Source organism: Dawidia soli (assembly GCF_018598185.1).
Classification (GTDB): Bacteria; Bacteroidota; Bacteroidia; order Cytophagales; family Cyclobacteriaceae; genus Ohtaekwangia; species Ohtaekwangia soli.
In genome coordinates, this window is record NZ_JAHESC010000001.1 from 264935 (window position 1) to 279517 (window position 14583).

Below are 14583 nucleotides of genomic sequence, written 5' to 3' on the forward strand. Positions count from 1 at the left end.
GCGGTATCCGGGTCGACCGGTTGATCGGTTGTTGCAAATTCATTCCCCCGGATCAACAGTCGCACGCTTGTATCGCGACGGATCATCCTGATTTTGATAAATCAGTAATTCCCTGATAAAAGTCTCACATGCAGGAGGGTATTTTACGTGCGAAAACAGTTCCTGCAGACCAGATAACCATGATGATTCGGAAACTCCTCGCGGCCACAGGTTGCATCTTTTGCCTCGCATCGGCGGCAGCCCAGGAATCCCCGTCATCGGATACGCTCAAGCTTGACAAGCTCCTGGATTTATCCTTCGAAGACCTCGTGAATGTGACCGTTGTCACGCCCACCCGGAACAATCAGAAACAGGAACAGGCGCCCGCTACCGTGTTGGTGATCACAAAAGATCTGATCAAAATAAGGGGATACCGGAATCTCGCCGAGGTGCTGAACGATCTGCCTGGCTTTTTGGTCAAAGATAAATCCGACCCGCAATTTTATAACCCGGTGGGCCTGCGGGGTATTTCCCGGCAGGACTATTTTACGATCCTGCTGGACGGCGTGCGGATCTCGTCTCCGACAAACGAGGCGCTGCCCATTCTTGAAAACTATCCTATTCAACTGGCAAAACAGATCGAAGTGGTCTATGGGCCGGGCTCGGCGCTCTACGGAGCAGATGCGATGGCGGGTGTGATCAATATCATTACACAGAGACCCGGCAAAGAAGATGAGATCACCGCGGCGGCCATGGGGGGAACACAAGGGTATAGCAACACTTCTTTGATCCTGAACAAGAGTTTAAAAAGTGGTCTTCGGTTTTGTATAGCAGGCCTCTATTCGTATGACGCCCAGCCCGATTTTTCGAAGACCTATCCGGATCACTTTCGGATGGACTCGCACGAGACCGGTGTATTCAACACCACCCTGGGGCCCATGACACCCCGCAACGGTACGGTAGAGCGTGGGTTTGAGGCTCCGGTGAAAGCCTACAACGTGTATGCATCCCTGGCGAAAGATGGTTTTACGATGACACTACTGCATCACTATACGGCGGTACCGACGTCGACGACGCTGAGTCCCGACGACGCCGTATTTAACCGTGACGTCTTCTACGGCCACGGTGTGACGACCGCAAGCGCGGCCTACACCGCGGAAGCAGGCAAAGTAAAGTCCGTTAGTACACTGACCGGAAGCTTTTATGAAGTGAACCCCAAATCGAACTTCCGGAATCTGTATGGTGGAATGGAACATGGATATAAGTACAGCACGGGCTCGATGCTCAAGATAGAAGAGCAACTTATCTACTCCTTTTCTCAGACAGTCGGTCTTACGGGAGGGGCGACGTATGAGATTTTTCAGTCGCTTCCCAAGACACCGGAGCTGCAATATCCGGTAAGCCGCACCGGCGCCAGGAGTGGCGTCCTGCTCAATTCGGTTTATGACGGCAACCCGGCCGGAATCGAGGCCAAATTCTTTCCACTGGTATACACCAACGTTGGGTCGTATCTCCAGGTCCAGTATAACCCGGTCAGGAAAATTTCCTTTACCGTCGGTGGCCGGTACGATTACAACTCCAGGTTTGGCGCCACCGTGAATCCCCGCATAGGATCGGTATTTCAACCATTTCAGAAAACAACGATCAAGGCACTGTATGGCACCGCCTATTGGGCGCCGTCCCCCATGGTTACCTATGAATCGTTCGGGTCTTTTTATTCCACCGATTCGGGCGCTACCTATCGCTCCCGGCACTGGCATCTGCCGAACCCCAATCTCAAGCCCACCACATCGCAAACGGTGGAGGTAAGCATTAATCAAAAGATCGGCAAAGATCTCAGCGTTACACTGACCGGATATAGTACAAAGATCAAAAATATCATTCAACCTGTGGCCGATGAGGGAAATACCAATTTATACGGCGGCAGATTCCTGGGCTGGGAGGTAGACTATATTGAAGTGCCCATGAATAAAAGCTCACAACACAATTATGGCGGGAACCTAAGCGTTAACGCCACCTTTACCGTCGGTCGAACCAGGTTCATGGCCTACTCGTCACTGAGCTACCTGGAGGGGGAGGAGTCAAATCTTACCTCGGCGGCAAACGATGTTGAGCAACCGGCCATCACGCCGTGGCAGTACCGGCTGGGCATCGACGGAAAACTGAAGGCGTTCTATTTCTCTGCCCGTCTGCTGCAGTCCGGTCGCCAGCGAATGTATCAATTCCGTTCGCAGAGCGAACGTAAGCGCGAAACGACAGACGGATATTCGTTGGTGAATATATCGGCAGGATATACCTATAAAAGCTCCGTCACGATCTTTATGAATGTTCAAAATGCGTTGAATCAACGGTATGTCGCTACACTGCCCAGAGACCTGGAATGGGAGGGAAGTTTTCAAAACCCGCTTCGCGCGGCGATCGGCGTACGTGCCGAATTTTGAAGCGACAGATACGGTCTGGTGCTGATCTATAGAAGGATCGCCAGCTTCAGCAATCCTTCGCTTGCTTCGAGCCCCGCGGCTTCCAGCGCCGCCTTCCGGAGCTTGAAGCGCAGCCTTTCGTCTTCAACGATGAAGCTGATGCACGCGCCGCGCTTGATCAGATCCTCTTCGGATACGATCAATACGTTTTTTCCCACGACCGCCAGTCTCAGATCGACGATCGCTTCGGAGTTAGAGGCCGGCAGGTAGACGATCCGGCAGGTGGCGGCTTCTTCCAGCGTCGCGATGGTGCGGATCTCGATCTCGCGGCCCCCCACCTTTTTTCCCTTCAACGTAGTCTGCAGCGCATCCAGGATGTCGGTTTCACCCGCCACGCCGATCACGAACACGGTAGCGTTGCCGGGCCATTTGATATACTTGGCAAAATTGAAAATATACGCCGCCTGCAGCTCTCCGTAAGTAGACGCCTGTCCGCGGGAGCTCACGCTGTAGGCCAGGAGTATAAGCGGAAGGATATATTTCAGTCTGCAGCGCATGAACGGGGACTGTGTCTACAGTTGGGGCATTTCACACAGATGCCAGTAGTGGTTAAGGATAGACACGGCGCGGATAAATCCCTCGAACGACAACGGCTTTAGAATATACCCGGCCACGTTCAGGTCGTAGGCCGCGATCTTATCGCTCTCTTCATTGGACGTGGTCATGACAAAGACGCTGACCGCCTTGAGCTCCGGGTGGTTCCTCAGCTCGTTTAAGAATTCGATGCCGCCCATCTTCGGCATGTTGATGTCGAGCAGGATCACCCGCGGCGAAGGGATGATCATCGCCGGATTCTTTCCTTGTAATGCCTCCAGCGCTTCGATGCCGTTCCGGGTGATAAAAAGGGGATTGCTGATGTTATTTTTTTTGAACGCACGCTGGACATTCATGATGTCCACCTCGTCGTCCTCTACCAGGAGGATGTTTACTAAGCTTGTCATATCGTGCGGTTTAAATATGCTCACGGTTGAATTTTTTTTAAACTGACTGCGGCCACGTAAAGCTGAAGGTAGCGCCCTTGTTCTCTTCCGACCGCAGCGTTACGGTTCCACCCATGTCCTCGACACTTTTCTTAATGATCGACAGACCAACGCCGGTACCTTCCACCGTGTCCCGCGATTGAAGCGTCTGAAAGATCTCGAATACTTTCTGATGATACGCTGGTGCAATTCCCATGCCGTTGTCTTCCACCGTAAACCTGTAGAAGCCGGGCATCTTCGAGCACGTGATGTTGATAAGTCCCTGCTCTTTGTCGTTGTATTTGATGGCGTTCGAAAGAAGGTTGATAAAGACCTGTTGCAAGGGATATTTTTTGGTGTTCAACACGGGCATCCCTTTTTGAATGGTGATCGTTATGTGGGGCGGCGGGTTCAGCAGGTCGATGGTTTCTTTGAGCATCACACGGATGTCTACCGGTTCCGTTGGCACATTGATCCTGCCGATCTTCGAATACTGCAGCAGTCCGTTGATCAGGGCTTCCAGCCGGAATACGCGCCCGCGCAGGATCTGCATGTTTTTTTTTGATTCTTCCGACATCGACCCGTGCATGTCCTCTTCGATCCATTCCGATAATTTGAAGATCGCCCGCAGCGGCGCCTTGAGGTCGTGCGAAACAACATAGCTGAACTGGTTCAGCTCTTCGTTTTGTTTTTTGAGCTGCTCGGAATAGCGGACCAGGTTCTTCCGCGAATGCTCCAACCGCTCCAGCATGTCGTTAAAGGCACGCCCCAGCTTGCCCACTTCGTCATTGCTGTGTATGGTTACACGCACATTTTCCGCGCCGCTGGAGATCGTCTTCACCGTGGCATCCAGCTCGCGGATGTTGCCGCTGATCATGTTGCTCACCAGAAAGGAGAAGATCACACCCGACATGAAAAGTCCCGTGCAGAAATAGAGCGTGGTACGTTTCAGCCGGCTGATGGTATTCTGCGATTGGGTCAGGGAATACCCGAGCGTCAGCGTGCCGAAAGTAGTATTCTGATAGACGATCGTTGTTTTGTAGAAAAGTGTACCGTTTATTTCCACAGGCTTTCGGCTGAGGGGAATTCCCGATACGTCGATGCTCTCATGGCCAGGCGCTATGAAAGAAGCGATATTCTGCCCGGTATTGTTGACCACCGTGATGTACACTATAGAACTGTCATTGTGAGCCCACTCCAGTGCTTCCGACACCGCCACGAAATCCATTTCTCCCATCCCGATGCCGACGCCGATCGAGAACATGTTGATCAGGCTTTGGATCTTGGAGTCAATGGCCTTTATAGCGGCTTTCTCCTGCTGACGGGGGTAGTAGCTGTAAATGAACAGCGATACCATGGCAATCAGTATCGTTTGCCCCAGGATTACCTTGGTCCGTATGGAGAGGTTGTTGAACATCGTCTGTCCGTATAGTGCGTGCGTTATCCGGTCCTGCGCAGACCGTGCGTTACGGCTTCATTGATGGCCGAGATCAGGATTATGATCGTATTGACGAGCTTGGTCACGTCTGTCATTTCCGGTCCGGGATCGGTCATCTTCAGGAGCTTCGATATTTTATCTAGGGCCTTGTCGAGCTCAGCCATCTTCAATATCCCGTAGGAGTTCCGGATCTGGTGGCAGATGAACCGGATCGCCTCGAAGTTCTGACTTTTCGTATAGGTCTTCAGCTTCTCGACAAACGCCGGCGTCTGGCGGTTGTATTCCAGCACAAGCGCGTCGATGAATACATTGTTTTCTCCCGCGAGCTCATGAAGCGCGGTCAGATCGATCTTGTGGTGCGGAAATGTTTCCGCCTGTTTGAAAGGAATGACCCTCAAAGGAGAAGGCTGAACGAACTTCAGCAACTTTTGGTAGAGATCATCCGCCTGAAAGGGCTTGGAGATGTAGTCGTTCATGCCGGCGGCCAGGCACTTGGCCACATCGGATCCAAACGCATGGGCGGTCATGGCGATGATGGGTACCTCCGAAACAGGTGGCTGAAGCTGGGTGCGGATATGGCGCGTCGTTTCAAATCCGTCCATCTCGGGCATTTGAATGTCCATCAGGATCACCTCGTATCGTTTCGTTTTGACCCGCTCCAGCGCCAGCAGACCGTTGGATACGATATCGACGTTACAGCCTGCCTTTTGAAGCACCTTGCGCGCCAGCATCTGGTTCAGCGGATTGTCTTCCACGACAAGGATCGCAGCCCCGATCAACTGATCGATCGATTCAGGCGCGGGGGATGTCCGTCCCGGCGACTGCGAAGGTTGTGTGATCTCCTGCGTGACCTCTTCACAGGGAAGATGTACAGTAAACGTCGACCCACCACCTTCCGAGCTGCTGAGCGAGATCTTTCCGTCCTGAAGCTCCACCAGGTTTTTAACGATGGCCAGGCCCAGCCCCGTGCCACCATATTTCTTAGTGGTGTCGCTGGAAGCCTGAACGAAGCTGTCGAAGATGGCGGCATGCTTATCGGCGGGAATTCCAATGCCTGTATCGCGAACCTTGAACTCGAGCACGCAGTCCTGCTTCTTCGCGGCATTGGAGTTGATCTCCAGCGTTACGCCTCCTTTCTCAGTGAACTTGATGCCGTTGGAAAGCAGGTTGGTCAGGATTTGGTTGAGACGTACGGGGTCTCCTTTTATCGTTGTCGGTACCTGCTGGTGGAAATTATACGTCAGACGGATACCCTTCTCGAGTGCCTTGGGACGCAATACGCTGACGATCCCGTTTACGAGGTCCCGTATATTGAACTCACTCTTTTCAATGATCGTCTTCCCGGACTGTATCTTCGAAAGATCGAGGATATCGTTGATAATGACCAGCAGGTTCTCGCCGGAGAAGTGGATCGCATCGATATAGCTTTTTTGCTCCGTGGTAAGGGGCGTTTCGTATAGCAGCCGCGTGAACCCGAGAATGGCGTTCATGGGCGTTCTGATCTCGTGACTCATGTTCGCCAGGAAGATCTCCTTCACTTTCATGGAGTTTTCGGCGAGCACGCGTGCCCGCATCATCTCCTGCTCGGTGAGTTTCCGGTCTGTGATATCCTGAAAGGTCCCCACGATCTTCTCCAGCCTGCCGAGGGGATCCAGTATAGACCGCCCTTGCGAATGCGCGAATTTAATCCCAGACGGAGTATTGATCCGGATGTCGATATTATATCGTTTTCCTTCCAGCGCATCCATCCACGCAGTATGGACCTTCGCTCGTTCATCGGGGTGCACCATCGCCAGGAACATCTCGAAGGTCACCGGCTTTTGAGGGTCGAGCTCCAGGATATTGTATATTTCGTGCGACACATAAAAGGAATTGCTTTCTGCATGGAATTCCCAGTTACCTACCTTAGCGATCTCTTGCGCTTCTGCCAGCCGGGCCTCGCTTACCCGCAACGCGCAGTAGGCTTCTTCCCGCTCGCGCATCATGCTGTTCAATCGGAACATGTTCCGCAGCACCTGGCTGATCGACTGACCGTTGATTTCGTTCTTAACGATATAATCCGAAGCGCCGGCCTTCATCAGCTCCACGGCAATGCTCTCGTTACCCTGCGAAGTGATCATCACGATGGGGGTCACGATGCCCGCATCCCGGATCTTCCGCAGGAAGCGCAGACCGTTATCGCCCGGCAACAGGTAGTCGAGGAAGATGCAGTCAAAGGAGTTCAGCAGGCTGATGTCCGAGATGCTGAGCGCGTCAGAATACTCGGTGAGCTCATACTCAAATCCGCTGGCACGCAAGGCCCGTTTCAGCAGACGCTTGTCCACCTCGTCATCGTCGACGACGAGTAGTTTTACAAAATGCTGGGGAGCGTCAGGGTTTTTCATGATTGCGTTGTTCAGGATTCGTTTTCGGCCAGGTGAAAATGAATTTACTGCCCTCTTCTACTTTAGATTCGACGTTGATCGTACCGCCTACGGCGGCCAGGATCCGTTTTACAATAGTCAACCCAATGCCCGTGCTTTCATATTTGTCACGTGCCTGCAGCGTCCGGAAGATCACAAAGATCGTTTCATGATATTCGGGAGAGATACCGGGTCCGTTGTCTTCCACCCAGAACTCGAAAGCGCTCTCTTTTTCTGTAAAGCCGACAGACACCCTGCCGGCTTCCTTGTCATTGTATTTGATGGCGTTGCTGATCAGGTTGGAAAAGACCTGGTGCAGCAGGATGCGCGGTGTTTCGATACACGGCATCGCGGGCAGGATGTTCACCCGGATGTGCGGTGGCGGCGACAACAGCTCTACAATATCTTCCAATAGCTTGTTGACGTCCACCGTTTCGGAGGCGACGTTTTCCCGGCCTACTTTCGAATATTCCAGGATGCCGTTGATGAGCGCTTCCATTCTTTTGACACGGCCGCGCAACGTCGCCAGGTTATCCTTGTTCTCTCCCGACAGCGAAGGCCCCAGGTCATCCTCCAGCCACGACGACAGATTGCTGATGGCCCGCAACGGTGCCTTCAGATCGTGGGATACGATATAAGCAAACTGATCCAGCTCCTTGTTGTTTTTCTCCAGTGAATGGGTGTACTCCGCGATCATTTGGGTGTATCGCCGCTGCTCGGATACGTCCTGCAGCAGAATGATCTTGAACAGTTTTCCGCTTTCGGTGTCGCGGGTGACGGTGATGGAGTACGAGGCCACAAAGACGCGACCATCGTCCCGGACGAACGGATCCTCCCACTTATCCGAATGCCCTTCCTCCCGGAAAAAGGCGTTTTTTTTGTCAGCATCTTCCGGCGAAGCGTACAGCTCCCGGATGTTCCTTTGAAGGAGATGCTCCGCTTCAGGAGAGCCAAAGATATCGGCGGCAGCCTGATTGGCGATTTCGATCTCGTCGGAAGCGTTAAGGACCAGCAGCGCTTCCTGCATGACCTTTATCAACGATCCGATGAGTACCTTTGAATACAACACTTCCTGTGGAAAGATAATCATACGGTCTGTAACATGTCGTCTGTTTTGCGAGAGCAAAAATGGTGCTTATCGTCTTTTTTTTTATTAGGGAAATCCTGATTTTGAATAAATCAGGATTTCTCTCTCGCATACGAATGTTCCGCGACTGCCCGCCAGTCTGCGGAAAAAAGTCCACTGGTATATATGTAAAAACCACAGTTTTAAATCGTATAGACGCGTCCGTACCGGAATATCATCCAGTCCCGGTTGACATCGTTAATTTGTCCCGCCCGCGCCGTAGTGGCAACGAATGCGCTTCAACGACGTTTTTCGGTCCACACCGGTCGGGCCATGGCGTGTGCATGCCTTCAGGTCGGGACAAGTGTACGCTTGTCAATTGCTCGCACAAAGAGGATCGTACCACGCCTTGCGGCGACAACAGGTCGGGGAGGGGCGGTGGAGGCATGGGCTGGGTGGTTGTACAGTTGGCGTCGTCCCGAACATGCATCGGAACGACATAACTATACGCCACAATCTCCCGTTCCTGTTTTTCCGGTCCTTTCACCGTATATACATACCGTAATACAGGACGTTCCGCATCGCATTGAATCTCTTCTGTTTCTACAGGTGACACGCTTTCCGGCGGCACATCCGCCAGCGGGGAGGCATCTTCATCGATCGTACTCCCGCCATTGTCGCCTTCGGGCGGGGCATCCTTTCCACGCAAGGCCAGGATCGTTGCCGCCCCGAACCTTTTTACCTGTCCGATCGTACCTTTCTCGCGGAACGCTCCGTACTCGATGCCGATGGAAAGCATTAATGTCCACGAATCATCCGGCGGAAGTACATTCATCGCGAGCTCGAGCGTTGTACGTTCCATGCCTTCCAGCGACGGGTTCCAATCCGTGGAAACGCTGATGGAATTGTAGGCACGGCTGTACCATTTCGGCGGCAGGTATTCTTTGGCGGGTACATCATACGTTACATCGGGTACAATTCCCAACGTCACGGTCAGGCGGAACATGGCGTGGTCGTTCCGCGGGTGATAATTGATATCGCGCAGCAGCTCGGGCAGGTCGACGCGCGCCGAACGCTTTTGGCGATCCATCGTGTAATATATAGGCGCGCGTACGACGGAATCGAAGCTAGGCGCTTTTTGTGTGGTCGAGAAACCTTCGAGCAGGCGCGGGTGTTCGGAGAGCGTGATCCGGCGGCGGCCCCACTCACCGGTGCTGTCGCGCAGTTGCACCTGGCGCATCACGCTGTTGATGTCGCTGCCGAAATTATAGTCTGCAAGATGCCGGATCTGAAGCAGTGCCTTTCGCACATAACTGCCGTGGCGTGAGCATCCGCCGAACTCCGACATGGTACAGCGCGTATTTTTAAAGCTCTCGGCCGTTTTTACTTTTTCGCCGCTTGGGCCGCCCTTACGGCGAAGAACAATCTTGTCGACGCCGCGCATGCGATACGCGCTGAACTTGTCCAGCTTGCCGGTAAAAGCGAATGGTCCTTCAAGAAAGGGCATAGTCGATTGGTTTTGGAGTAACGAGAGGGTTTTAGATAACGGTCGATGTTCGACCAGTGTCTGAGCTCAATTTACGGAAAGGAAGGCATTAGCCTTTATACTGTATAGAATAAATTTTAAGGAAAAGGTCTTTACTATAAGATATCCAATAACTATATAATTATTCGATATCTATTCTATAATTCTTTATAAATTATTGGATATCTATTGGATATTCCGGCGAATGTGTGGTTTTATACCGGACTTTTAAGGTCTGCCGGACGGGTTTTGTACAGCAGTTTGGCGATTGTTTTTACATGACTGCCAGCACGATAGAATCGCTCTTTTGATACCGGGCGTCAGCAGCCGGGTCCGCACCGGACTAGCGCGGCAAATGGGTCAGCTGATATTCGAGGATCAGGACACCGTTGCCGAGTGGGCGTGTTTGAGCTCGAATTTTGTACGGTCGGATCGTCGTCGAATAACTTCAACCCGCCGCCGATCGAGACGGGATATAGCATCAGCCGCAGCTCGTCCACGAGGCCGCGGTGAAGCAGCGCTTTGACGCGTGTGGCGCGAGCGAGCAAATACGTCGAGGACGCCTGGAAAACTTTTAATTTCCCATCCGGATCCGCCATGCCGCCGGGTATAGATTGTTGAGGCGGTTCGGCAGCTGATTGACCCAGCCCAGGGACAGGCCGTTGTGTGTGATGAGGCCAAAGCCTTTGCCGCTTTCTGTGGCGGGCAGTGTTTCCTTGCGCAGGTATTGTATCGCTTCGTCGTACGACACCGACAGGGTAGGGAAGGCCTCCGGTTGCAAGACTGTCGACAGCGCCAGGGCGTGTTCGGGGATCAGCTTGTCGTGCTTGAGTGTGGCCACGAATGTACCGGCGATCACTAAACGTAGATGGCGCGAGAGGAATGCGACGGCTTGTGCTTGTTCTATCGGGACAAACTGCAACAGGTCTTCGCGTTGTATGAAGCTTTTGTCTTCAGGTGTTTGCACCCACGTCGTTATCTGGTCGAGGATTTTTTTTGCCGGCGGGGCAAAGACGGGCTTTGACAGCCGCACGCTTACTTCGGTTTCTGCCGCGCGTTTGCGGATGACCGAGAGGAAGAAACCCTCGCCCTGCACGCGGTGCGGCGCAAAGCGGTAGCCTACGATACCATCTTCTTCGATCGGTTCAATACCCCACTCGGGCGGTATAGTTAGCGGTATAAATTCTACATCGTGGTTGTTGCGAAGCCAGGCCAGGTTCTCTTCGTTCTCGAGGCGGTTATAGGTGCAGGTGGAATATATCAGCAGGCCGTTGGTTTTTAGCGCAGGCCATACATCGCTCAGGATGCGGCGCTGGCGGGCGCTGCACAGCTGCACGTTGTCTATCGACCAAGCGTCCATCGCTTCGGGGTCTTTGCGGAACAGGCCTTCGCCGGAGCACGGCGCATCCACGACCATCACGTCGAAGAAGCCCTGCAGGGGTGTAAAATCTTCGGGATCGTTTTGTGTGACGACGCTGTTGGGGTTGCCCCACTTCTGCAGGTTCTCGGCCAGGATGCCGGCACGCGCGCGAATGACTTCATTGGAAACCAACAGGCTGTTGAGCGGCAACAGGCTGCTGAGGTGTGTGGACTTCCCGCCGGGAGCGGCACACAGGTCGAGTACGCGTAAGGGTACCGTAGTGTCTGCGACCTGCCGGAAGATCTGTTCGAGGAACATCGAGCTGGCTTCCTGCACGTAGTAGGCGCCGGCGTGCAGTGCGGGGTCGAGGGTGAACACGGGGCGCTCCTGCAAGTAACGTCCGGTGGCGCACCAGGGTATAGACGCTGTATACAGGTCCGGGCCGGGTTTGCGCGGATTGAGACGGATGCTGACGGGCGGGGGCGTTGTGTGGGCTGCCGCGAAGGCATCCCAGGCACCCGCAAGTTGCTGCCGCATGCGCGCTTCAAAGTCCGGTGGAAAGGTTGGCGTCATAGCGATTCACAGCCGGTAAAAGTAAGTAAAAAGATGTTCTGGCGACAACTATTAAATTCTGTCAGCCGGCGTTGTAGCAGATCGGGGTAAACCCTGTAACTTAGGCGCCTCGTACACTATACGAAAGCCCCTATAAACCGATCATCCCATGGTGCAAACCACTGCCAACGACCCTCGTTTAAGAAGCTGGGTATCCGTTCCCGCCGGAAGTGACTTTCCGATCCAGAACCTGCCCTTTGGTATCTTCCTGCGGAAAGGCAGCTCGCCGGTGGCGGGCGTTGCGATCGGCGACGACATCCTGGACCTGGCCTATCTCAATACCAACGGCTACTTTCACGGTCTGCACCTGCCGGCCGATATTTTTATACAGCCCACGCTCAACGAGTTCCTGTCGCTGGGCCGCCGGAAGATCCGCGAGGTGCGGGAGCGCGTCTCCGAGCTGCTGCGCGACACCAACGACGAGCTCGACGCCGATGGACGCGTTGCGGCGCTGGTGCCGGCCCGCGCGGTAACGCTGCTGCTGCCAGTGAAGGTGGCGAACTATACCGACTTCTATAGCAGCGAAGAGCATGCCACCAACGTGGGCTCTATGTTTCGCGATCCCAAGAATGCCCTGCTGCCGAACTGGAAGCACCTGCCCATCGGCTACCACGGCCGGGCGTCGTCGATCGTCGTGACCGGAACCGGCATTACACGCCCGAAGGGACAGATCAAACCCGCCGACAGCGATCTGCCTGTCTTTTGCCCCACACGCAAACTGGACTTTGAGCTGGAGGTGGCGTTCGTCACGTGCGGTGACACGCCCCTGGGCCAGGCCATCCATACCGCTGAGGCGGAAGAGTATATGGCCGGCCTCGTGCTGCTCAACGACTGGTCCGCACGCGACATTCAACAGTGGGAGTATGTGCCGCTGGGGCCGTTCCTGGCCAAGAACTTCGGCACGACGATCTCTCCCTGGATCGTGACGATGGACGCGCTTGAGCCCTTCCGTGTGCAGGGCCCCGAGCAGAACCCGCACGTGTTGCCCTACCTGGCCTACGAAGGAGCGAAGAACTTCGACATTGTGCTCGAAGTGCTGATGCAAGCCGGCAAAGCCGAGCCGGCCACGGTATGCCGCACGAACTTCAAGTATATGTATTGGAATGTGAGCCAGCAACTGGCGCATCACACCGTCAACGGCTGCAATATTCAAGTCGGCGACCTGTATGCGTCGGGTACCATCAGCGGTCCTTCGCCGGGCTCGTACGGTTCGCTGCTCGAGCTGACGTGGAACGGTCAGAAGCCCCTGCACCTGTCGGGCGGCGTGCAGCGCACCTTCATCGAAGACCACGACACCGTCATCATGCGCGGCTATGCCGAGAAGAACGGCGTGCGCATCGGCTTTGGCGACTGCCGCGGTACAATCCAACCTGCAACCCACGCGCGTTCATGAAGCGTATAAACTTCTACCTGTTCATTACCGCCCTGGTGGTGCTCGACGGCGTCCTGCTGCGCAGCCCCAATCTGCTGGGAAAGATCGGGCTGATCATCTATAAATACCATTACCTCCGCACTTTTCCGAAGACACTCGTCACGGTGTCGCTGGTGGTCGGCGTGGCGGTAGCGCTGGCGGAGGCCGTACGATTCCTGGTGAAGCGCGGCATGTGGAAGCGGCCCCTGGGGCAGGTGGTATTGTCGTTGCTGCTGCTCGCGGCGGTGGCGATGCTGGTAAAAACGGCCGTCGACTTTACGGCGTGGAGCTATAGCCATACGGGCTTGCGGTTTCGCCTGGGCGCCTACCTGCTGCCCGCCATCCTGGCCGTTGTGTTCGGCTATGCATGGGCAACGTTGCCGGTGCCGCACGAGCCGTTTCCCGAGTCACCCGTGATGAAACAACCGACACCCTCCGAACCTTCTGATAAAACCACGCTTTGATGCTCACGATCGACCCGAAAGAGATCTCTCTCATTCAACTGCAACACCATCTGCAATCGGCTGTAACACCGCGACCGATCGCATTCGCCAGCACGGTCGACAAAGAGGGGCGCGTCAACCTGAGCCCCTTTAGTTTCTTCAATGTCTTTGGCACCAACCCCCCGCTCCTGGTTTTTTCGCCGGCACGGCGTGTGCGCGATAATACCACGAAGCATACCTATGAGAACGTACTGGAGGTACAGGAGGTGGTGATCAACATCGTGAACTATGCCATGGTGCAACAGGCGTCGCTGGCCAGTACGGAGTATGCCAGGGGCGTGAACGAATTTATCAAGGCAGGCTTTACGGAAGCCCCTTCGGTAAAAGTGGCGCCGCCGCGCGTGGCGGAAGCACCCGTGTCGATGGAGTGCCGCGTGCTGCAGGTCGTGCCGACCGGTGACCAGGGCGGTGCGGGGAATCTCATTTTATGCGAGGTGATCTATATGCACATTCGCGAAGAGATACTCGGCGCGGACGGACGCATCGATCCGTTTAAGCTCGATGCCGTGGCGCGGTTGGGCGGGGATTGGTATTGCCGGGTGCAGGGCGATGCGATCTTTAAGGTGCCCAAGCCGGTAGACCGGCTGGGGATCGGCGTGGATGCTATACCGCACGTTGTGCGCTATAGTCATTACCTGACAGGGAATGATCTCGGGCTTTTAGGGAATGTTGAACAATTGCCGGATGCGGAGGCTTGCCAGCAGTATAGATTGCGGGCGGGGATCCACCAGGTGTTGCAGAAGGGGGTTGATGCGGTGCATCAGCATGCGCATTTATTGCTGACGCATGGGAAGGTGCAGGAGGCGTGGATGTTGTTGCTGTTGGCACACGGGTGAAAATATGCCTCT

At 54.5% G+C, this 14583-nt stretch carries 11 protein-coding genes; 4 read left to right on the forward strand and 7 right to left on the reverse strand.

Translation table 11 applies throughout. The annotated features are described in order from the left end of the window. Nucleotides 1-179: 179 nt before the first annotated feature. Nucleotides 180-2420 carry a TonB-dependent receptor plug domain-containing protein gene (locus tag KK078_RS01120; RefSeq protein ID WP_254088383.1) on the forward strand — a complete coding sequence of 747 codons (2241 nt, stop codon included), beginning with the start codon at nt 180-182 and terminating at the stop codon, nt 2418-2420. 26 nt (nt 2421-2446) lie between these two features. On the opposite strand, the gene KK078_RS01125 is transcribed toward KK078_RS01120, so the two are convergent. The 7 genes from KK078_RS01125 to KK078_RS01155 form a co-directional block, all read right to left on the reverse strand. Continuing rightward, on the reverse strand, nt 2447-2956 hold the full coding sequence (locus KK078_RS01125) for a YfiR family protein (RefSeq protein WP_254088384.1): 510 nt from the start codon (nt 2954-2956) through the stop codon (nt 2447-2449). A gap of 15 nt (nt 2957-2971) precedes the next feature. Beyond that, complete coding sequence (locus KK078_RS01130; RefSeq protein ID WP_254088385.1) at nt 2972-3400, reverse strand: response regulator; 429 nt, start codon at nt 3398-3400, stop codon at nt 2972-2974. A 37-nt stretch (nt 3401-3437) separates the two neighbouring features. Continuing rightward, nucleotides 3438-4835, reverse strand: coding sequence for a sensor histidine kinase (locus tag KK078_RS01135; protein WP_254088386.1), 1398 nt, complete (start codon nt 4833-4835; stop codon nt 3438-3440). A gap of 23 nt (nt 4836-4858) precedes the next feature. After that, entirely contained in the window at nt 4859-7240 is a 2382-nt protein-coding gene (locus KK078_RS01140; RefSeq protein ID WP_254088387.1) for a hybrid sensor histidine kinase/response regulator, read from the reverse strand. After that, a complete protein-coding gene (locus KK078_RS01145; RefSeq protein WP_254088388.1) occupies nt 7227-8348 on the reverse strand; it encodes a sensor histidine kinase in 1122 nt (373 codons plus the stop codon). Before KK078_RS01145 ends, KK078_RS01140 begins: the two co-directional genes overlap by 14 nt. Nucleotides 8349-8559: 211 nt before the next feature. Continuing rightward, nucleotides 8560-9831, reverse strand: coding sequence for a hypothetical protein (locus KK078_RS01150; protein ID WP_254088389.1), 1272 nt, complete (start codon nt 9829-9831; stop codon nt 8560-8562). A gap of 592 nt (nt 9832-10423) precedes the next feature. After that, nucleotides 10424-11782 carry a methyltransferase RsmF C-terminal domain-like protein gene (locus KK078_RS01155; RefSeq protein ID WP_254088390.1) on the reverse strand — a complete coding sequence of 453 codons (1359 nt, stop codon included), beginning with the start codon at nt 11780-11782 and terminating at the stop codon, nt 10424-10426. 148 nt (nt 11783-11930) lie between these two features. On the opposite strand from KK078_RS01155, the gene fahA reads away from it, so the two are divergent. From fahA to KK078_RS01170, 3 genes are read left to right on the forward strand one after another with little or no spacing between them, the layout of a single operon-like run. After that, the gene (gene fahA, locus KK078_RS01160; protein ID WP_254088391.1) at nt 11931-13214 is read left to right on the forward strand and encodes a fumarylacetoacetase; all 1284 of its coding nucleotides are present in this window, start codon (nt 11931-11933) and stop codon (nt 13212-13214) included. Then, nucleotides 13211-13696 (forward strand): hypothetical protein, encoded by a 486-nt coding sequence (locus tag KK078_RS01165; protein WP_254088392.1) that lies wholly within the window; start codon nt 13211-13213, stop codon nt 13694-13696. Before fahA ends, KK078_RS01165 begins: the two co-directional genes overlap by 4 nt. Next, nucleotides 13696-14571, forward strand: coding sequence for a flavin reductase family protein (locus KK078_RS01170; RefSeq protein WP_254088393.1), 876 nt, complete (start codon nt 13696-13698; stop codon nt 14569-14571). Before KK078_RS01165 ends, KK078_RS01170 begins: the two co-directional genes overlap by 1 nt. The last annotated feature ends 12 nt before the right edge of the window (nt 14572-14583 follow it).